This window comes from Pararhodonellum marinum (genome assembly GCF_015354735.1).
Classification (GTDB): domain Bacteria; phylum Bacteroidota; class Bacteroidia; order Cytophagales; family Cyclobacteriaceae; genus Pararhodonellum; species Pararhodonellum marinum.
Genome location: NZ_JACEFJ010000013.1, coordinates 63,506 through 84,097, shown reverse-complemented (window position 1 = coordinate 84,097; position 20,592 = coordinate 63,506). Strand labels below are relative to the sequence as shown.

22 protein-coding genes and 2 tRNA genes are annotated in these 20,592 nt (G+C 41.6%); 16 read left to right on the top strand and 8 right to left on the bottom strand.

Annotated features, from left to right (window positions below):
* Positions 1-43: 43 nt before the first annotated feature.
* Positions 44-1,204 carry a Gfo/Idh/MocA family protein gene (locus H1A14_RS19300; protein ID WP_194777935.1) on the bottom strand — a complete coding sequence of 387 codons (1,161 nt, stop codon included), beginning with the start codon at positions 1,202-1,204 and terminating at the stop codon, positions 44-46.
* A gap of 286 nt (positions 1,205-1,490) precedes the next feature.
* Between H1A14_RS19300 and H1A14_RS19295 the strand changes: the two genes are divergently transcribed.
* The 6 genes from H1A14_RS19295 to mog all read left to right on the top strand — a co-directional run bounded on the left by H1A14_RS19295 (position 1,491) and on the right by mog (position 7,487).
* Positions 1,491-2,744, top strand: coding sequence for a nucleoside permease (locus tag H1A14_RS19295; protein ID WP_194777934.1), 1,254 nt, complete (start codon positions 1,491-1,493; stop codon positions 2,742-2,744).
* Positions 2,741-3,622, top strand: a complete 882-nt coding sequence (locus H1A14_RS19290; protein ID WP_194777933.1) for a hydroxypyruvate isomerase family protein — start codon at positions 2,741-2,743, stop codon at positions 3,620-3,622. Before H1A14_RS19295 ends, H1A14_RS19290 begins: the two co-directional genes overlap by 4 nt.
* Positions 3,623-3,659: 37 nt before the next feature.
* On the top strand, positions 3,660-5,339 hold the full coding sequence (locus tag H1A14_RS19285; protein ID WP_194777932.1) for a GMC oxidoreductase: 1,680 nt from the start codon (positions 3,660-3,662) through the stop codon (positions 5,337-5,339).
* A gap of 19 nt (positions 5,340-5,358) precedes the next feature.
* Positions 5,359-5,925: a gluconate 2-dehydrogenase subunit 3 family protein gene (locus tag H1A14_RS19280; protein ID WP_194777931.1), complete on the top strand. Its 567-nt coding sequence runs from the start codon at positions 5,359-5,361 to the stop codon at positions 5,923-5,925.
* Between the two features lie 79 nt (positions 5,926-6,004).
* Positions 6,005-6,907, top strand: a complete 903-nt coding sequence (locus H1A14_RS19275; protein ID WP_194777930.1) for a sugar phosphate isomerase/epimerase family protein — start codon at positions 6,005-6,007, stop codon at positions 6,905-6,907.
* 46 nt (positions 6,908-6,953) lie between these two features.
* A complete protein-coding gene (mog, locus tag H1A14_RS19270) occupies positions 6,954-7,487 on the top strand; it encodes a molybdopterin adenylyltransferase (protein ID WP_194777929.1) in 534 nt (177 codons plus the stop codon).
* Between the two features lie 47 nt (positions 7,488-7,534).
* On the opposite strand, the gene H1A14_RS19265 is transcribed toward mog, so the two are convergent.
* The 6 genes from H1A14_RS19265 to H1A14_RS19240 form a co-directional block, all read right to left on the bottom strand.
* Complete coding sequence (locus H1A14_RS19265; RefSeq protein WP_194777928.1) at positions 7,535-7,972, bottom strand: molybdenum cofactor biosynthesis protein MoaE; 438 nt, start codon at positions 7,970-7,972, stop codon at positions 7,535-7,537.
* Positions 7,959-9,080, bottom strand: a complete 1,122-nt coding sequence (locus H1A14_RS19260; protein ID WP_228527883.1) for a HesA/MoeB/ThiF family protein — start codon at positions 9,078-9,080, stop codon at positions 7,959-7,961. Before H1A14_RS19260 ends, H1A14_RS19265 begins: the two co-directional genes overlap by 14 nt.
* Positions 9,081-9,090: 10 nt before the next feature.
* Positions 9,091-9,321, bottom strand: a complete 231-nt coding sequence (locus tag H1A14_RS19255) for a MoaD/ThiS family protein (RefSeq protein ID WP_194777927.1) — start codon at positions 9,319-9,321, stop codon at positions 9,091-9,093.
* A gap of 58 nt (positions 9,322-9,379) precedes the next feature.
* Positions 9,380-10,558, bottom strand: coding sequence for a molybdopterin molybdotransferase MoeA (locus H1A14_RS19250; RefSeq protein WP_194777926.1), 1,179 nt, complete (start codon positions 10,556-10,558; stop codon positions 9,380-9,382).
* 38 nt (positions 10,559-10,596) lie between these two features.
* Positions 10,597-11,577 (bottom strand): GTP 3',8-cyclase MoaA, encoded by a 981-nt coding sequence (moaA, locus tag H1A14_RS19245; RefSeq protein ID WP_194777925.1) that lies wholly within the window; start codon positions 11,575-11,577, stop codon positions 10,597-10,599.
* A 734-nt stretch (positions 11,578-12,311) separates the two neighbouring features.
* Positions 12,312-13,421 carry a Gfo/Idh/MocA family protein gene (locus H1A14_RS19240; RefSeq protein WP_194777924.1) on the bottom strand — a complete coding sequence of 370 codons (1,110 nt, stop codon included), beginning with the start codon at positions 13,419-13,421 and terminating at the stop codon, positions 12,312-12,314.
* Positions 13,422-13,619: 198 nt separating this feature from the next.
* Between H1A14_RS19240 and H1A14_RS19235 the strand changes: the two genes are divergently transcribed.
* A complete protein-coding gene (locus tag H1A14_RS19235; RefSeq protein WP_228527882.1) occupies positions 13,620-14,294 on the top strand; it encodes a hypothetical protein in 675 nt (224 codons plus the stop codon).
* A gap of 250 nt (positions 14,295-14,544) precedes the next feature.
* On the top strand, positions 14,545-15,171 hold the full coding sequence (locus H1A14_RS19230) for an LON peptidase substrate-binding domain-containing protein (protein ID WP_194777923.1): 627 nt from the start codon (positions 14,545-14,547) through the stop codon (positions 15,169-15,171).
* Here H1A14_RS19230 and H1A14_RS19225 read toward each other — a convergent pair.
* On the bottom strand, positions 15,160-15,777 hold the full coding sequence (locus H1A14_RS19225; protein WP_317174910.1) for a hypothetical protein: 618 nt from the start codon (positions 15,775-15,777) through the stop codon (positions 15,160-15,162). The genes H1A14_RS19230 and H1A14_RS19225 overlap by 12 nt on opposite strands.
* 190 nt (positions 15,778-15,967) lie before the next feature.
* Between H1A14_RS19225 and H1A14_RS19220 the strand changes: the two genes are divergently transcribed.
* The 8 genes from H1A14_RS19220 to H1A14_RS19190 all read left to right on the top strand — a co-directional run bounded on the left by H1A14_RS19220 (position 15,968) and on the right by H1A14_RS19190 (position 20,407).
* Positions 15,968-16,040, top strand: a tRNA-Lys gene (locus H1A14_RS19220).
* A gap of 90 nt (positions 16,041-16,130) precedes the next feature.
* Positions 16,131-16,205: transfer RNA gene (locus H1A14_RS19215), tRNA-Pro, on the top strand.
* Between the two features lie 199 nt (positions 16,206-16,404).
* Positions 16,405-16,533: a hypothetical protein gene (locus H1A14_RS23310; RefSeq protein WP_262893975.1), complete on the top strand. Its 129-nt coding sequence runs from the start codon at positions 16,405-16,407 to the stop codon at positions 16,531-16,533.
* Positions 16,534-16,925: 392 nt separating this feature from the next.
* Positions 16,926-17,594 (top strand): DUF4272 domain-containing protein, encoded by a 669-nt coding sequence (locus H1A14_RS19210; RefSeq protein ID WP_194777921.1) that lies wholly within the window; start codon positions 16,926-16,928, stop codon positions 17,592-17,594.
* A gap of 157 nt (positions 17,595-17,751) precedes the next feature.
* Positions 17,752-18,402: a hypothetical protein gene (locus tag H1A14_RS19205; protein ID WP_194777920.1), complete on the top strand. Its 651-nt coding sequence runs from the start codon at positions 17,752-17,754 to the stop codon at positions 18,400-18,402.
* Positions 18,403-18,492: 90 nt separating this feature from the next.
* The gene (locus H1A14_RS19200; RefSeq protein ID WP_194777919.1) at positions 18,493-18,753 is read left to right on the top strand and encodes a P-loop NTPase family protein; all 261 of its coding nucleotides are present in this window, start codon (positions 18,493-18,495) and stop codon (positions 18,751-18,753) included.
* A 305-nt stretch (positions 18,754-19,058) separates the two neighbouring features.
* The gene (locus H1A14_RS19195) at positions 19,059-19,754 is read left to right on the top strand and encodes a hypothetical protein (protein ID WP_194777918.1); all 696 of its coding nucleotides are present in this window, start codon (positions 19,059-19,061) and stop codon (positions 19,752-19,754) included.
* Positions 19,755-20,122: 368 nt separating this feature from the next.
* Positions 20,123-20,407 carry a hypothetical protein gene (locus H1A14_RS19190; protein WP_194777917.1) on the top strand — a complete coding sequence of 95 codons (285 nt, stop codon included), beginning with the start codon at positions 20,123-20,125 and terminating at the stop codon, positions 20,405-20,407.
* The last annotated feature ends 185 nt before the right edge of the window (positions 20,408-20,592 follow it).

The window sequence follows — 20,592 nt, the reverse complement described above, 5'->3', positions numbered from 1 at the left end:
ATTTTAAAACTTCAATTTAAACGAATTGGAATCAATTTGAGCGCTAAACCTCAAAAGGTGTCCATTTTTTATCTGATTGGTTGCTGGCCAGTACATTTTTGACAAAAGCCATTCCTCTTAAGCCATCTTCAGCTCCAGGGAAATCCAACCATTCTTTTTTCGGGTCCTTCCCTGCTTCCAGTGCATAGTATGTTCTTGCAAAATTTCTATACAAGTTGGCAAAAGCTTCAATGTATCCTTCCGGATGACCGGCGGGTGTCCTCGTATTTTCATTGGCAAGGGAAGAGAGATAGCCTGTCCCAGCCCGATAGATTTCATCGGGCTTATCCGGCCACCTCAACCTCAGAGAATTGTTGTCTTCCTGTTCCCATTCCAGCCCGGCTTTTTCGCCATAAATTCTGATCTTAAGGTTGTTTTCAGCTCCGGTGTTGATTTGGGAAGCGGTCAAAATCCCATGGGCTCCATTGTTGAATTTCAAGAGCACTGCCCCATCATCATCCAAAACCCTTCCTTCCACGGTTATGTTTAAGTGGGCACACAGGTGGCTTACCTGGAGGCCTGAGACATACTCGGCGAGGTTAAAAGCATGTGTACCAATATCTCCCATGCAATTGGAACTGCCACTTTGGTTCGGGTCAGTTCTCCATTGGGCTTGCTTGTTGTCTTCGGTTTCCAGTTTTTTCCAAAGCCAGCCCTGAGGATACTCCACATACACTTTCCTGATTTTTCCCAAGACCCCTTTCTCAATCAGGCTTTTGGCTTCTTTTATCATGGGATAGCCCGTGTAAGTATGGGTAAGGCAGAAAAGCTTCCCGGAAGATTTGATGGCATCATAGAGGGTTTTGGCTTCCTCTAGGGTAAAAGTCATCGGTTTGTCCAGAATCACATGAAAGCCACTTTTTAAGGCTTTGATGGTAGGGTCAAAATGTACATGGTTAGGAGTGACGATACAGACCACATCGATCCGCTCAGATTCCGGGAGGTTTTTTTCTTTGTCCAAGAGATCATCATAATTGGCATATACTCTCGAGGGATCTAAAAAAAGTTCTTCTCCTGTTTGTCTGGATTTTTCGGGATTGCTGCTGAAGGCTCCGGCGACTACTTCCATCAGGCCATCCATGGTTGCAGCCATTCTGTGAATGGCCCCGATAAAAGATCCCGGTCCGCCTCCGATCATACCTATTTTGAGTTTTTTGTTTACCATTCTTTTGTTCTTTGGTTTAGGGATTTTTAAAGCTTAATATTTTGTCTTAAATTTCAAGTAAGATACTTTATCCAAATGTTTCTGCTGATCACCCAAACGTTTTAATTTACCAATTGTATATTGATGTTATGAGTGGTAAAGCTTGACAACTGCCATACGCAGTAATTCCAGTAAAGCGTCTCCAAAATTAAAATTAAGCGAAAAAGAATTAAAAATAAATCTAAAATTGATTAGTTTGCTCTTCGCTTAAGCCTATTTTGCCATAAACAATAACCCCAAGGCCCAAATGAGTAACGGTATCCGAGTCAGGTTGTCTTTCATGATGTTCCTAGAATTTTTTATTTGGGGGGCTTGGTTTGTGACACTTGGGACCTACTTGGGCAGTAACCTTGGCGCATCCGGAACGCAGATTTCTGCTGCATTTTCCACCCAGTCCCTCGGTGCGATCATTGCCCCATTTATCATAGGACTGATTGCCGACAGGTATTTCAATGCCGAAAAAATCCTTGGTTTGCTTCACTTATTGGGGGCCGTAATGATGTTTATGATGTACAATGCGGCTGATTTTACAGCATTTTATCCCTTTGTGCTGGCTTACATGATATTATTTATGCCTACCCTTGCCTTGGTCAATTCCGTGTCTTTCAATCAGATGTTGGACCCGGCCAAAGATTTTGCTGTGATTCGTGTATGGGGTACTATTGGTTGGATTGCAGCAGGGCTTACCATAAGCTATGTGTTTTTCTGGGATAGTCAGGTAGGACTAGATGAAGGCATGTTGAGAAACACCTTTTTAATGGCCTCCATTGCCGCTTTGATTTTGGGATTGTATAGTTTTACTCTCCCACCAAATCCCCCAAAAGCGGATAAGAGTAAAAAATTGACCCTTTCCGAAATTCTCGGTTTAGATGCATTGGGTTTGCTGAAGGATCGGAATTTCGCAGTCTTTTTCATTACCTCTATATTGATTTGCATACCACTTTCGTTTTACTACCAAATTACCAACCCTTTTCTCGCAGACATTGGAGTCCCCAATCCCACCGGTCTGATGACCATAGGACAAGGCTCTGAAGTCCTCTTCATGCTTTTGCTACCCTTATTCTTTTCCCGTTACGGCATCAAAAAGACCTTACTGTTTGGCATGTTTGCTTGGGTAGTACGGTATGTGCTCTTTGCTTACGGGGATGCCGGATCTGGCATGTTTATGCTGCTTATAGGTATAGGATTACACGGCATATGCTATGATTTCTTTTTCGTGTCAGGACAGATTTACACGGACTCCAAGGCAGGCATCAAATTCAAAAGCGCTGCTCAGGGGATGATCACACTCGCAACCTATGGGGTAGGGATGCTGATCGGATATTATGTGGCAGGATTGGTCTCCGATGCCTTTCTTTCCCAAAATGGGCTGAATGACTGGCAATCGATTTGGTTGATTCCGGCTGGCATTGCTATGGCTGTAGTGATCTTTTTCCTGGTCTTTTTCAAAGAACAGGATCTTAAAAAAGGGAAAAAACAATTGAAAGAAGCGATAAAATGACCTATTTGAACCAAAGAAGAAAAGCGCTAAAAAAAATGATGATGGGCTCTGCAGCCCTAGCAACTCCCGGTACTTATCTCTCATGTAAGGCAGAAAGCCAACCCCTAGAAATGCTGAAAGGAAACATCAACCACTCGGTCTGTGCTTGGACATATAACCACCTTACTTTAGAGGAATTGTGTGTGCTGATCAAGGACATCGGGTTCAGCGCCATAGACCTAGTAGGGCCACAAGGATGGCCCATCCTTAAAAAACACGGCATAGACAGTTCCATGTGCAATGGGGCAGAGATCAATTTGGTGCATGGATTCAACAACAAACAATACCACCCCAAGCTAGTTGAAAATTATACTGAAATGATACCCTTGGTATCGAAAGCAGGTTATAAGAACCTGATTTGCTTCAGTGGCAACAGAGATGGGATGGATGACGAAACCGGTCTGAAAAACAGCCTTGAAGGAATCAAAAAAGTAGTAAGCCTGGCTGAAAAGAATAATGTGATCTTGGTCATGGAATTGCTGAACAGCAAAATCGACCACAAGGACTACATGGCTGACAAGAGTGCATGGGGCATAGAGCTCTGCAAGCAAGTAGGCAGCGAGCATTTTAAATTGCTCTTTGATATTTACCACATGCAGATCGATGAAGGTGACGTGACCCGCACCATTCAAAACAACCATCAGTACTTTGCCCATTACCATACCGGAGGCAATCCCGGAAGAAATGAAATCGGTGAAGACCAGGAATTAAATTACAGGTCCATCATGAAGGCCATTCAGCAAACAGGGTTTACTGGTTATGTGGCACAGGAATTTATTCCAAAAGCTGAAGATAAGGAGGCATCACTGAGAGAGGCGATTGCCATTTGTGATATTTAATAGTTTGTAAATAAGGAAGTGAACAAAAATAGTAATTATGGCGAATCAAGAATTTGATGCGATCGTTGTAGGCTCGGGTATCTCCGGAGGCTGGGCAGCGAAGGAATTGACTGAAAAAGGGCTAAAGGTATTGTTGCTGGAAAGGGGCCCTAATGTGGAACATGTAAAGGATTACAAGACAGCTACCCAACCGCCTTGGGAAACCCCATATAGGGGAAGAAGAACACAACAGATGCTGGAAGAGCATCCCAATCTGAGAAGGGATTATGTCTTAAATATCCAAAATATTGATTGGTGGGCTCACGAAAGTGATTCCCCTTATGTAGAGAAAAAACCTTTTACATGGTTTAGAGGATATCAAGTAGGAGGAAGGTCTCTATTATGGGGAAGGCACAGTTACAGAATTGACGATATAGATTTTGAGGCCAACGCCAAACAGGGAATTGCCGTGGACTGGCCGATCCGATACAAAGACCTGGCCCCGTGGTACAGCTATGTTGAAAAGTTTGCCGGTATTTCTGGCAATAGGGATGGGGTCAAGCACCTTCCAGATGGAGAGTTTATGCCACCTATTCCATTAAATTGTGTGGAGGAATCCGTCAGCCAAAGGGTCAAGGAGGCTTTTGGCGGCAAAAGGCACATCCTTCATAGCAGAGTGGCCAACATCACCCAGCCATTGCCTGGAAGGGTAGGTTGCCAGTACAGAAACAAATGTTCGCTGGGCTGTCCTTTTGGGGGATACTTCAGTACGCAGTCCTCCACACTACCTGCTGCAGTTGCTACCGGAAACCTTACCTTGAGGCCTTGGTCCATCGTGACCAGGTTGCTTTACGACAAAGACAGCAAGAAAGCAACAGGGGTAGAGATCGTAGATGGTGAATCCAACGAGACCATGGAATTCAATGCCAAGGTCGTATTTTTATGTGCTTCAGCATTCAATTCAACCTCCATACTCATGCGTTCCGCCACAGATGTTTGGCCAGAAGGCTTGGGTAGTAGTTCCGGGGAATTGGGTCACAATGCCATGGACCACCACTTCAGATTAGGAGCAAACGGGACAGTGGAAGGGTTTGATGACAAATACTATTTTGGTCGAAGACCAGGCGGGTTTTACATCCCGAGATTTAGAAACCTGGAAGGTGAAAAAAGAGATTACATCAGGGGATTTGGCTATCAAGGAGCTGCCAGTCGGAGCGGTTGGAGTAGGAATGTTGCGGAGATGGAATTTGGTGCTCCCATGAAAGAAGCCTTACAAGAACCTGGACCATGGAGCATAGGGATGACCGCTTTCGGAGAAATCCTGCCTTATCACGACAATACGGTCAAGCTAAGCAAAGAAGTAAAAGACAAATGGGGTTTGCCTGTATTGGAAATGGACTGTGAAATTAGGGACAATGAGAAAAAAATGCGGGTGGATATGATGAATGATGCCGCAGAGATGTTGGAAGCAGCCGGGCTTAAAAATGTCAGCGCCTATGATGGAGGGTACACCTTTGGACAAGGCATCCACGAAATGGGAACCGCCAGAATGGGCAGAGACCCCAAAACCTCCGTGCTGAATGGCAACAACCAGGTTTGGGATGCCAAAAATGTTTTTGTGACAGACGGAGCCTGTATGACCTCAGGGGCCTGCCAAAACCCCTCTCTGACTTATATGGCCATGACTGCAAGAGCCGCAAATTTTGCAGTAGAAGAATTGAAAAAGAGAAATTTATAAGCATTAAATAGCAGCAAACATGACAATGAACAGAAGAGATGCACTCAAGAGTTTTGTGGTGATGATGGGCGGTACCATGGTGGGAGCCAATGTAATCCTGACAGGTTGTGCCCCTGAGACCCAAATTGAAGGGCTTGATTTTTCCCCGGATGACATTGCTTTTTTGGATGAAATAGGAGAAGCCATCATTCCTACCACAGACACTCCTGGGGCAAAAGCGACAGAGATTGGCAATTTTATGGTGGAAATGGTAAAAGCCACTTACGATAAAGGGCAGCAGGAAACCTTCGTCAATGGTTTAAATTCCTTAAGAAAGAATTTTAAATCCGACAAGGGAGAGGATTTTGTAAAAGCCTCACCAGAAAACAGAACGGCGTACCTAAATCAGCTCAAATCTCAATCCATGAACAATCCTGAAGATCCGGAAGGGCCACATTACATCAGTATGCTCAGGGATTTGACTGTATTGGGATATTTCACATCTGAAATAGGGGCCACCCAAGCCTTGCGATATGTGGAAACGCCAGGAAAATATGAAGGTTGTGTTCCTTACCAAAAAGGAGACCGGGCATTTGCGCTTGGCTGATATTGATCTTACTACATCGGGGTTGGACAGCGTTGTTATTCTGTTCCAACCCTTTTATATTTAACCTAACCCAATCACCATGAACAATAGAAGAAAATTCATCAAGCTTGGGGCTTTTGTAGCAGCAGGAGCTTTCGTTCCCTTACAATTTTGCACCAGCCCAAGAAGGGAATCTGAGGACTTGGAGGAATCTGTGGCCGAATCAGTCAAGGGAACCCTTTCGGATTTTGGTATTCAGCTTTATTCCGTTAAAGAAGACATGGCTGTGGATGCCAGGTCCACCATTGAGAAAATCGCTTCCTATGGCTATACCCAAATTGAAGGTTTTGATGGCGGAAAAGGAATCTTTTGGGGGATGGACAATAAAGAATTCAAGTCCTTCACAGGAGACTTAGGTTTGGATTTTGTCGCCTCACATTGCAATGTGTTTCAAAATACAGCACAATTGGCTGAAGAAGCTGCAGCGATCAATATGAAATACCTGATAAGTCCTTGGATCGGGCCTCAAAAGTCGATCGATGAATATAAGAAGCAAGCCGATCGATTCAATGAAGCCGGAAAAATATGTAAAGATGCCGGCATCAGGTTTGCCTATCACAACCATGGCTATACTTTTGAAGAACTGGAGGGCAAAATTCCACACGATGTGTTGTTGGAAAACACAGATCCTGATTTGGTGGATTTTGAATTGGATATCTTCTGGGCCATCAACGTTGGGGCAGACCCCAAAGCCTATTTCGAAAAATACAAAAACCGTTTCAAATTAGGGCATGTCAAGGATAGAGAACATGGTACTCCGCTTGGAAAAGGAGATGCATCCACGGTATTGGGTACAGGAGACATAGATTATCCTTCTGTCCTTCGCTCTGCCAAGGACAATGGTATGGAATATTTCATAGTAGAACAGGAAAAATTTGAAGGTACCAATCCCTTGGATGCCGCCCAAAAGAATGCCGAATTCATGAAAAATCTATCATTTTAATGACTAACTTCTGCAGGGCCCTTGATGAGGGCCCTGCTTTTTTATTATGCCAGCAATCAAAATTGGAATTCTGACTTCATCTGACAGGGCTGCTGCCCAGGTTTATGAAGACATTTCCGGCAAGGAAATCATTCGCACCATGAATGAATTTTTGGTCAGTGAATGGATTCCTGTTTACCGAGTTGTTCCGGATGAACAGGATCTTTTGGAAAAAACCCTGATCGAACTGAGTGATACGGAGAATTGCTGTCTGATCGTAACTACGGGAGGAACCGGCCCCGCATTACGGGATGTAACCCCCGAGGCTACTGAAGCTGTTTGTGAAAAAATGCTGCCTGGTTTTGGTGAACTGATGAGACAGGTCAGCTTGCAATATGTACCCACTGCTATTCTTTCCAGGCAAACTGCAGGCATCAGAAAAAAGAGCCTGATCATCAATTTGCCAGGTAAACCTTCAGCCATCCGGCAATGTCTTGATGCGGTTTTTCCCGCAGTGCCTTATTGCATTGACTTGATTGAGGGGCCTTATTTGAAATGTAACGAAGAGGTGGTCAAAGTTTTTCGTCCAAAGAAAAAATAATCGATAAAATAGATTCACAGCTAGATTCATCTGTCCTGCGATTGGTTTCAGGTGTTTTTTTTCCAATGGTGGCTATCACCTTCCAAAATTTCCTTCCCCCATACCGGCAATTCCTTTTTTATTCGTTCCACAGCCTCGCTGCAGCTATCTAAAGCACTTCTTCTGTGTTTGGAAAGGGCTATGACAAAAAGGCTTATCTCACCTACACCAACATTTCCTAAACTGTGGTACACCCTTAACTGGTGAAGTTGATACTTATCCACAATTTCGCTTAGAATTTTTAAGCCTGTTTCCAATGCCATTGCTGTGTAGGCCGTATACGCGATGGCTTGCACTTGTTGGCCTTCTACTGTATCATTTCTGATTTGACCTACAAATAATGCATGAGCACCCACCTCATGGGCATTGTTAAATTCCCCGATCACTTCAGCAACCAGTGTTGGGGGGATGGGACCTTCAAGGAACTCTATGTCATTTTTCTTCATGCGTGTGGGATTGAAAAGCCAGCCAACTGTTGATTCCTCCTTTCAATTGAAAGATCTTTTTGTTCGGAAAGCTTTTGGAAATATGGGTTGCAGCCTGTGCGCTTCGGATTCCTGATTGACAGAAAACCAATACTGAGTTGCTTTCTGCCAAGTCAGCCATTTTTTCTTCAAGTAGGGATAAGGGAAATGATTTATAGGAAAAAGCAGTCAATTTTGGTGTTTCGGCCTCTTCCCTAACATCAATGAGCTGCACCTCGGGATGGTTAGCCAAAAAGGATTCAAGTTCCTCTGCCACTACCACACCTGTCAATTCCATAGGGCAAATCTCTCCATAATCCCGATTTTTTAATTCATTTAAGTCTTTGGGTAGCGCTTCATTCCCAGAGGGGTGGGAGATGATGTCCATGATATAGGTTTCGTAATTAAGTGCATTAAAAGTCAAAAGTTGGTTGATCAAAGGCCTGCCTATTTTTGTAACCAGTTTGATCACTTCATTGGCCATAAGGCATCCTATGATGCCGGGCAACAAACCTATTACCCCTGCCTCAGCGCAATTTGGTATTTGATTGGAATCCGGTAACTCTGGAAACAAATCCCGGTATTGTGTGACTTTACCGGTAGTATCAGCCTGATTGAAGATGGCGACCTGTCCTTCATACCTATAAATGGCTCCGTAAATCAATGGTTTACCAAGCAGGGCACAAACATCATTCACCAAATATCTGGTTGCCAAATTATCTGATCCATCCAATACCAAATCATATTCTGCTACCAGCTTTTCCGCGTTTGAAGGATTAAGGGATGTTTGGTATGGGATGATGGAAGCCTGACCATTTCGGGCATGTAACCTTTCTGCAGCTGCCAATGCCTTGGGCCTGCCTACATCTTTTTCGGTGAAAATAACTTGCCTGTGCAGGTTGGAAAGCTCAACAAAATCAAAATCCACAAGCCCGATTTTACCTAATCCCGCTGCGGTGAGGTACAATAAAGCAGGGCAGCCCAAACCCCCCGCTCCAATTACCAGCACCTTGGCTTGCGAGAGCTTTTGCTGGGATTCCTTCCCAAAACCAGGCAGGATCATTTGCCTGCTATATCTTTGGTAGTCCATCACATATACTTTATCCACCGGAAAAAGGAGGCAATAAGGCTACTTCTGAATGCTCCTCCAATCGGGTATTGTCAAGAGCAATTTGTCTGTTGACCGCAATTTGATACGTCAGATTTTTCAATTCCGGATAGGATTGTTCCAAAAATTCCTTCAATTCAACAGTATCTGAAATTCCTGAAAACTCCAGATTTTCGTTTTCCAGGATTTCTGTGATTTTTCCAAATGCCTTTACCTTGATCATTTGCTTATTTTTTCAAACCAACAACAATTTATGGCTGTCGGTTTCAGATGAATGGGTTTTATTGCAATAGATGGACTTTCACCAAGGTGCCTTTGGCGAGGTCAGTATCTGATTCCGGCAGTTCAACGAGACAATTACTGACTGCGAAAGAATTCATTTTATAGGATTCCTGTCCTGTTAGGAGATGGACCAGTCCGTCGGTCAATCGGCCTTTCATAAACTGGGTAAGCCCTTCTTTTTTTTGAAAAGTAGTTTTCAGTGCCGCCGAAATGGGATCTTCAGGCTTCTTTCCCATCATTTGTAGCAAACTTGGTTTTACATATTGGTAAAAGCAAGTCAAGGTAGAGGCTGGATTTCCAGGCAATCCAAACACCAGCTTGTCTCCCTTTTTTCCGGCATAAAGTGGTTTCCCTGGTTTCTGTTTGACCTTATAGAACAGTTTTTCCACTCCCAGATCCTCTAAAGCAGCTTGGACGAAATCGTATTCTCCCACGGATATGCCGCCCGTGATCAATAGCACATCACAATTTACCAAGGCTTCTTTGATGGACAAGCGGACTTTTTCCGGTTCATCATCTACCGTTGGCCATTTTGTAGCAGTGATGCCCAGCTCCGCCAAGGTGGCCCGCAAGGCATAAGAATTGCTCTCATAGATCTGACCCGGTAATAGGGGTTTACCGGGCAAGACCAATTCTTTGCCTGAAGTCAAGACCACCACATTTGGGAATTTGTAAACTGGCAATTCGGAAAGTCCCAAACCGGCCAAAAAACCGATCATGGCAGGATTTAGTTGCAAACCTTTTTCCATGATCAGCTCTCCGGTTTTAGTTTGTGAACCTTTTAGCCTGATATTTTCACCCTTTTTGATATCTTTTGACAAGATTTTCAATTGGCCTTGGTCAATTTCACAGATTTCCTGCATCACCACTGTATCTGTCCCAGGAGGTACAGGTGCACCTGTAAAAATGCGTGCAGCCTCTCCGTTTTTGACTTCAGGTAAAAACGGCGCTCCAGCCTGAACGACATGGGAAACCTTAAGTGGTTTTTTCTCCTCATAATCTGCAAAGGCAAAAGCATACCCATCCATAGCAGCATTGTCAAACAAAGGAACTGAAATAGGAGAATAAAGGTCAGCAGCGAGCACCTTTCCGAGACAAAGATCCAAAGGTGAGGTAACTACTATGGGTTCTGGTAGGTTTTGAGATAATATGGCTTTGGCTTCTGATACGGATATCATGTTGTAAGAAGAATTTTTAAGATGGTTCGGGGAACAAGTTAACCGCCGATTTTGATCATGCTTCTGTTTTCAATGCTTTTTCCATCAGTCTCTTCGTAGGACTGCTTAAACTGACCGCCCATGACTGCATGTTTACTAAAGAGGCTTTTTTGAATCAAAGAAGCAATTTCTTGACCATTTCTCAGGGCACTTAAGAGGTCGATTTCATCCTTGCCAAACAGACAGTTTTTCATTTTCCCGTCAGCGGTAAGTCTCATGCGGTTACAATCCCCACAAAACGGCTGGCTCATCGTGGTGATGAAGGCAAAAGTACCTGCAGCCCCTTTGATCTTGTACTTTTTCGAAGTGTCATGTTTGGCATCTTTCAGTTTGACAAAATCAAGTGCTGCCTCAGCCATAGCCAACATATCTGCAGTGGGCAATACCTTGCCTTTCTCCCATTGGTTGCCGGTAAAAGGCATAAATTCGATGAACCGAACATGGAGTGGCTGATCTGTTGTAAGCTTGATAAAGTCTAGGATCTCATCATCATTGATGCCCTTCATGGCCACCACATTGAGTTTGATCCGGAAGCCTTCCCTAATCATCAATTGGATGTTGGTCCACACTTTTTCCAGCTGATCTCTTTTGGTCAGAAGAAAAAACTTCGTTCTGTCCAAAGTGTCTATGCTGATGTTGAGTGAGCGGAGACCCGCATTTTTAAGATTTGCTAGGTATTTATCCAAAAAGACACCATTGGTGGTCATGGTCAATTCTACCGGTAAGTGACTCAGGCGGTCAAGGATATCAGCCACTTCCTTTCTCACCAGCGGTTCCCCTCCGGTAAGTCTGATTTTATTGACCCCTAAGGCTACAAAAGTTTCGGCAATTTTTTCAATTTCCTCAGGCTGCATCAGGTGTTTTTGGGGAAGGCAGGCAATGTCCTCCTCAGGCATGCAGTATGTACAACGGAAATTACAACTATCCGTGAGGGATATTCGCAGGTAATCATGGATTCTGTTGTGCTGGTCTTTGAGCATGTATAATTTTTTGCGATTGTATATTGGAGACAGGCCCCAACATCTATCTATAATATTCCAAAGGGCAAATTACTTTTGAGTTCACCTCCCAAATGGAGACTAGTGAAGCACTGGGCAAGAGTTACATATTAACAACCAATATTTATTTCATAATGGTTTAAATCTACACAAAAAAGATGTCCTTTCTAAACCAGAATTTCCAGAATTGACTAGATGACAAGTTACAATTGTGCAGTTTTAGCCTACTTTCAGCTTTTTCCTTTGAGCTTCGAGCCGTTTTCTATTATTCTGTTTATCAATCTACTGTACCTACGGCACTATTTTTCCCGCAATGACAGTTGACCTCTACTTTCAGCTTTCAGCTTATGGCTTTCCCCCTAAATCCCCCACATGGGGGACTTCAAGATAGTCTCTCTTATTATTATAGATCTTTGGACATGTGCGCTTTGTATTAAATACTTTCACATTTGAGCTCTTCCGCTACCCTGTTTTCTGTTATTCTGTTTATCAACCTACCATACCTACGGCACGCTCAAAAATATTTGCCTCTTTAGGTCCCGGCAATAAGTTACCGGGCTATTAAATCGTTCATGCCTACGGCACTATTTTTCCCGTAATGACAGTTGATCTCTACTTTCAGCTTTCAGCTTCAGGCATTGAGCTCTTCTTTCTTCTTTACTTCTGACCTTTTACTTTTAACCGCAAAAGGGGTAAACCTGCCTATCATCTCCGAATTATGGCTGCAAAAAAACCGTCTCCCCTAAACGGGCGGATTCCCTTGCTGCATCAAGGATTTCCACCACGATCATGTTGTTTTCTAAGGAATACCAGCTGAAGGGTTCTATGGTTGCCTTATCGTTGATCACATCCACAAAATAAGTAAATGGGTCTGTGTACACGCCCAGAGCGCTTGCTTCTGCCTCGAATGCTGTTTTCGATTTGTCTCCCTCTTTCCGCCAACTCATGTTTGATCGGTCTTTTGAAATCACGTATCCCTTGCTTCCATAGACTTCCATGTCTTTTCTGTCAAAAGGCCAGTTCCAAGAAGCCTGCAAAATGGCCTGAGCTTCAGGATACTGAAGGATGATGGTGGCTTCGTCATCGACCTGGGAATAGACGTCCGGTTTGTAGGTCTGGGTGATGGCTGTGACCGACAAAGGCTTTTCCCCCTTCATGAGATAAGTCATGATGTTTGCCCCGTAGCAGCCAAAGTCAATCAATGCCCCGCCGCCATTCTTGACCGGATCGATTAACCATTCCAAAAACTCAGGCCCAACACCGATTTCTTTGGGTCCCCTATGCCCATGATGAAACACGGCTTTTCTGATGGGACCAAAACTTTCTTCATCTAGAAGCAGCTGTCTGGTTTTTTCTGTACTGGGGTACCAAGAGGTTTCATAGTTGGTCAAAAGAAAGATTTGGTGTTCCTCCGCAAGTTCCTTCATCCTGATGGCCTGGTCCAAAAATGCCGAAAGGGGCTTTTCCACCATCACATGGATGCCCCTGGGGGCAGCCCATTCCACTACCTGAAGGTGTTCTTGGATGCTTCCAAAAGCCAGGACGGCTTTTGGTTTTACTTCATCCAACATTTTCTCAGGATCTGTGTAAAAAATTTTTTCTTCCAATCCATACCTTTCCTGAAATTGTTTTGCCAATTCCACATCAGGTTCGTAGATTCCGCTAATCTTCAAATCACCCAAATCTTCCCGATTAAATATCCAAGAGGAATGTCCATGCGATAGTCCCATCATCGCCATGATGATTGGTTCTTTTCCCTGTCCATAGCCATGGCGAGGTGAAAGCGAAATGAACAGTAACAGGATGAAGTAAACAATGTATCTCATACGCTATCGTTTTTAAATTAAAAGCAAATTAGCAATTGCACTTGAAAAAGCCAATGTCAAATCTTGAGTAGCTAAAAAGAATAAATTTGTTTTTTATAAATAAATAATTTAAATATTTAAAGAATATTAGGAAATAATTTGCATTCAAGTGATTAATTGATTACTTTCCATATTCGACTAATAAAGCTTAATTACCCCATGTATTTTGTTCACTTGATTGTTTTTGTTCATTTGATTTTCTTACCTGTTCCTTTTCAAGAACAAGTGGAGGCAACTATTGCCCAAGAGGTTGTAGCGGTGGATGAGAAGGGTGCTGATTTAGAGGAATTTGCAGTCAATAAAATTATTCCGGATGAAATCAGGGATGTAGCCTTAAAAGCCCTTTCTCATTTTCCTGAACTTAAGGAAGTCCATATTGAATTTAAATATATCCATAACATAAAGGGTTCTGTCATGCAGGCACAACCTAGGCTAGGATCATTGCTGCTAAAAAGTAAGAAAAACCGAAATTACAGGATCAAAATCAGTCGAAATCTTCAGCTGATCGATGGCCAAATACCTATTGAGGAAGTTCCAGAATCAGCTTTATTGGGCTGGTTGGGTCATGAACTCGGTCACGTGATGGATTACTTAAACCGGGGAAGCATTGGGATGATGGCCTTCGGTACCAAATATTACATGTCCCACAAACACCTGTCTGAGGCAGAATTTGCTGCGGACCGGTATGCTGTCAATGCTGGTTTAGGAAACGAAATCGTGGCGGTAAAAAATTATATCCTCAATCACAAGCGACTGCCTCAAGCCTATAAACAGAAAATCAGAAGTCTATATCCTACCCCCGGCGAGATTTTGTCTTTAGTAGAGGAGGAATGATGGTCAATATTTGATTAGGAAAATTGATTTTTTTAGATCGTTTCTACGTTTGGTCCTTCAGTTCTTTCATTCGAAAGTTTTATCTCAATTTGATTTCTATGATTCCTTCATGACTGGGATAGACAACTCATTTGGAAAAAAATTGGTTTGTAGGAATTTAATGGTTGTTTTCTGGTGAAATGGTCTCATGAATAGGGATTTTGATAACTAATTAAGGGCAATTGGGTTATTAATTTGAAAATTCAAATGTATGAATGCTGCGATGCCTTTTTTTCCTCTTAAGTTAGTTGCCTTTCCAGGTGAAGATTTGAATCTTCATATTTTTGAACCTCGATACAAGGAATTGGTAAACGATTGCCAGAAGGAAGGGCTTTCATTTGGAGTCTGTGTGTACCTTGACAAATTGATGACGTACGGCACAGAAGTCAAACTATTGGAGGTCCATAAGATCTATGAAGATGGTAGAATGGATATCCGAACCAAGGCCATGCAAGTGTTTGAGATCCTAAGTTTCGAAAACCCACTACAAAATAAGCTTTATGCCGGAGGAAACGTCCGGCATTTGGAGGACGACATGAAGGTACCTGAAAATGTATTCAGAGAATTTATTTTTTACTTGAAAGAAATGCTTAGGCTCTTAAATTATCAAGTGGAATACAATGAAAAGGACATAACCTCATACACGTTTGCCCATAAGTTGGGGTTAAAAATAGAGGAAGAGTATGAATTGTTAATCATGTCTTCCGAAACAGAACGATTGGGATTTTTAATCAAGCATTTCATCAAAATGATTCCGATTATGAAGGAAGTGGAAAATGCCAGGGAAAAAATCAAAATGAATGGTCATTTCAAACACATGGATCCCTTAAATTTTTGAAATGTCATCCTGTTTGATGTAGGCTTTTTTGTCGTTCCATTCAATTTCATACCAGATGTCTTTTTTGGATTTGAGAATTACCCGGTGTCCGATATTGACTTTTCTCACCAGATTTCCTGCGGCTGTGGGCTGATCCATGATAAGTGTGGGGTTTTTCATGATGATGGCCCTTTCAGGAACATGAAGAAAATTATTGGAAATAAACAGCAGAAAAATCAAAACAAAGCTGGGGATCAAATATTTGGGGTGATTGGCTTTTTGGCGAAGCGTGATCAACAGGATAAGTGAGGTGACCAACAAAATGGCCAGTAAAGTGGTGATGTCTGATTGCCTATCCACCAAAATTTTGAAAAACTGTTCCCTATCAGAAAGCTGATAACCTTGAAGGTTGTTTTGTTGGGTCAGGGATTTGATTTTATCGGTTATCCTTGGAGAAGGGTTGTAGTCATAGTATTTGGAGAGGTAAAAACTGGCTTTGGGATAGTCGCCGATGCCTTCTGAGATATAGGCCATTTTGATCAGCATCGCAGGGGAGTAAACTTGCTCATTTTGAAGCAAATCTTCATAAATGCCCAATGCTTCTTGGTAACTTCGTTGATTAAACAAAGAATCTGCTAAATTCAGTTGGTCAGTATTTGCCTGACAATTAAAGCTTTGTAAAAAGGTCAAAAAAAATATAATTAATTTTGCAATAAAGATGCGGGGTATATTTGGCATTTTCAATTCAGTAGGTTAAATTTGCAGTCCAATTACGGGAAAGATTGTTCTAAAAACAATCAAAGATACCAAAAATTATGATTCCGTAGCTCAGCTGGTAGAGCAATACACTTTTAATGTATGGGTCCTGGGTTCGAGCCCCAGCGGGATCACAAGTAGTGAAAAAGCGTGAAGGGCGAGAAGCCTGTCCCGATGAGAAACCGACTGGTTTCGATATCGGAATCACAAAAAGCTTAAAAGTTCGGGGTGTAGCGTAGCCCGGTCATCGCGCCTCGTTTGGGACGAGGAGGTCGCAGGTTCGAATCCTGCCACCCCGACTTAAGGTCACAAAGCCTGTCTTTCTGGAGACAGGTTTTTTTATGTCCAAAACGGAAAGCCAATCCAGGGTGGCAGGATGAGAACCGGGGGTTCGAAATCCGACCGGAGAGAGGAGGTATGGAGGTATCCCAAAAATACCATATACCACGTGATGGCCGAAATCCTCCTCACCGCTACGAATTATTCATCAACCAAAACATGATCACCCACATCACCACCAACCTCACCGGCGACGAAATTGAAAAACGCTACGGCGACCGCATCCGCTGCGGCATGCGGGAAATGATGAACCCGATCTGCTTTCTCCAAGGGGATAAAAGGAAGTGAAAATTAAATCAGAAAACTGGCACTGTTTGAACCGAAACAGGTTGCACAAATAGAACCTTTTTTATCCACTCTCTTTTCACCGGACCAGAACTGAATCGCCTCAGGTTTTACGGTTTTCAGGGCCTATTTCGGTAAAAATACCTTGAAATGGGTATTTTTTGTTAAATAAATAAGCGTTTACTTTAGGGGGTTTTGTTTAGTGTAATCCGAGATTCCCTCTGTATAAAATACCAGCGGAATCAGTTTTCAATCGCTTACAAACGTTTCTTTCCGGATACTTCCAAACATTAATATTGCCGTATTCGCAATTTTGATAAAAACATAGGTATGTATATAAGCGATGTAACCTCAATGGGTTGAGGTTATTTAGTAGTTGGCAGCAAGCTAAAAATATGACGACAGAACTTAATAATAGAAAGAAACGCCTTGAAGAAAGATTGGTGAAACATGGAATTAAGGAGTATCATATTCAATACTTACCTTATTTAGAGTTTGATGAAAAGAAATTTTCAACTCCTTACGTGACAGGATGCAGAATGATGATATTATATGCGGTTGCATACACAGCATCAGAACTTGACGATCGAGAAGCAATAACAAAATGGTTGAAAAGAGAAGAGTTATTGAGCCATGTTTCACCTGACGAGCGGGAACTGCTTGAAGGAAAATTGAAAAACGAGCAAAAAATAATTGACTTTTCTTGGCAAAGAGAGTGTGCTTACATTCTTGCTTGGGCTCTAAACTTAATCAAAGAGACACCAACTCCGACTGAGCAAGTAAATGACCAGCAACTTGACGATTTTATGAATGTGATTCCTGCTCTCGGTGAAGAATTGGGTGACTTTCTGAACGAATTGAACTATAGGGATACAACTGAAATTTATGATGAAAACCTATTTCATGAACTTGCAACCACCTACTTTAGAGACCTTATGTTCAATGGTAAAAAGGATAATTCCGATATTGACCGAAATATTTCGTTTCTAAGACATCAAACTTTGAATTGGTTGCGAAGATTCATGGACATTGAAGAATGGGACGAAACTGACACATCTACTTAAAAAAAGAAGCCAGCTGCCAACATTGCATATAGCTTATGTCGGGATTCTCTTACATTGGAAAAATGATCTTCGGATCAATATTATCCTGAGATGAAAGATTTATCTTCGAAAGCGCCACAAGCCATATGCCGTACCGTTATCCGCAAAATTGCACAGAATGAAATTAGTCTTTAAAATATTGTCTCTTGCATTGACTATTGGAATAGTATCGAGTTGTCAATCGCAATCAACCGGTAATTATGCAAACGAACTCCAAGACTGTTTGGAATCCTCTGATATCGAACTCTTAAACTCGCTTAGTGAGAAATTTGAAAAACATTTAATCAATAGTTATGGATCGAACTTAACCGAATCCTACAAACAATATTTAGGTAGTGTAGCAACAGGCAATTTCTCACAGACCTTTTTCAAATACTCAACATTTGAGGAAGATATGCATGAATTTCGAAATTCTAAATTCTATCAAAATTCATGGGTTAAAACCTCAAGCTTTGATAAAGAAGCTCTTATTGAAGTGCCATTAACAGCGTGGAACGGTGAAATCCAAAAGCAAGAAGTATACGACCCAATTGTGCTTGATCCAACAGGCAATTACGTCAGTTGTCTTTTAAACAAGAATGACAGCAAGGCCATGAATGACTACCTTGAAGTTGTTAAAACCGGAATTGATATTAGTCCGGGACTTGTTGCTAAGGTTTTATATGATAGCTTATCCACTGAGGAGCTAAATGACGGACTAACTCGGCTGATAATTGCCATTAACTTTCATTATCAAATAGGACTTCTAATAACTGAAAAAAAGAATTAAGCTGATTGCATTCCTAATCAGATCAAACCTCTTTGCTTTCCCATTCAGCCACAGGTATTAAAGGAGCTTGATTTCGACGAACCTACATTGATGGCATACCATCCCAAAGCCTACTGCTTCGATGACCTGGGGGTGGAGGTATCCCAAAAATACTTCGGCACCGAATATAACGTCATGGCGGAAATCCTCCTTACCCGCTATGAACTATTCATCAACCAAAGAATGATCACCCACATCACCACCCACCTCACCGGCGACGAAATCGAAAAACGCTACGGCGACCGCATCCGCTCCCGCATGCGCGAAATGATGAACCCGATCTGCTTTCTCCCGGGGGATAAAAGGAAGTGAAAACTAAATCAGAAAACTGGCACTGTTTGAACCGAAACAGGTGGCACAAATCGAACCGTTTTATCCACTCTCTTTTCACCGAACCAGAACTGAATCGCCTCAGGTTTTACAGTTATCAGGGCCTATTTTGGTAAAATACCCTATTATGGGATTTTTTTATTTGTAAAAGAGCGGATCATCCAAAATACCAAATAATTGCCTATTCCGCCTTTTTCCTTCATATTGGGTAATGATATTAACCGATGTATCGTCAAATGTTAAGGTTAATTACTAGTTAAACCAATTTTAAAAAAACTGAATATGGAATGAATAGTAAAACCAAAAATTTTCCATCAGATGAACTAAGAGAGATTCTTAAAAACTTTCCTGAAAGACTAGCAAGATCATTGAAAATTTTAGAAAAAGAAACTCCTTCAGGAATTTTAGAATTATCTAATTATGGTTGGTATTTAGGTTATGATTCTATTCCAACAGCCCCTGTAGAACTTGGTCGAAAACTAAAAAAAGGCAATTCAAAAGAAGTTGATGAGATTTTAATTGAATACTACGAAGGAGAATTGGATAACATGGAGAAAAGAATTGTAAACAGAAATCCAAATCGAAAACTTATCATTGAAGAAGCCTTTGAAAATCACAGAAATAAGAGATTTTTTTCATCCATCGTTTTATCACTGACGCAAATAGACGGCTTGTGTTATGATGAAGCAAAAAAGCTTTATTTTAAAAATAATATCCAATTACAACGCACTAAAAAAATTTACAAACCAGAAATAGAAGAAAAAATTTCTGAAAAAGAAAAATTTATCATCAAAGGGTTTGAAATTCCTCTGAATCAACCAACTGGAATAAATGAAAAGACGGATAATATTTCGAGATTTCCCATCCGACTAAATAGACACGAGATATTACATGGTATGGATTACAGTTATGGTACAAAAATAAATTCCCTGAAAGTAATTTCTCTTTGGAATTATATAAACGATATTATTCGCCATAAATAAAGAACTGGCTAAAACAACTAAGTTTTTGTGCAACTTGTAAAGCCTAGTATGAAAACTCATCCCGAAAGCATCCGGAACGTTGAAGTGCTTATGGGGTTTGAGTCGGAATTTCGGTGGATTTGAAATGAGTATTTTTTGTTAATTAAATAAGGGTTTATTTTAGGGGGGTGTTAAATGGAATCAGAAATTGGGCCTTTGTCAAAAATACCAGTGGAATCAGTTTTCAATCGCTTACAACCATTTCCTCCCGGATCATCCAAAAGGCCAAATAATTGCCTATTCCGCTTTTTTACTTCATATTGGATAATGATATCAGCGATGTAATTTCAATGGGTTGGGATAATTCACTAGTTGTAGCACATTAAAAAATGAAACTGGAAGACAAATACCCAGAAGCATATTTCGAACATTGGTTAGTTATGCTTTCAACTATGAATACGGAGTTTTCAGAGAAAGGATTTGAAGAGCAAGTTAAGAACTATTTAACTTATGAAGGAGAAGAAGAAATGAGGAAGCTACAGAATGAAGTTATAATGATTGTTGAAGCTGAGGACTTAATGAAATTCAAAGAAGTTGGAAAGCGCTTTGATATCAAAGAAGTCAATGAACAAACTTTGAAAATAATGGCAGACGTCATAATAAGTTGGAATTAAAATGACCCAAAACGAATTTATAGACTGTAGGAATAAGGAGTATCCAGAATCACAGCCAATCAATCACGATTGGAAATGGGTATACCCAGACAGAGTTTAGCTAACACTCACTGGAATCAGTGATCAGGCCTTTGTCAAACATACCAGCGGAATCAGTTTTCAATCCCTTACAACCATTTTCTAAC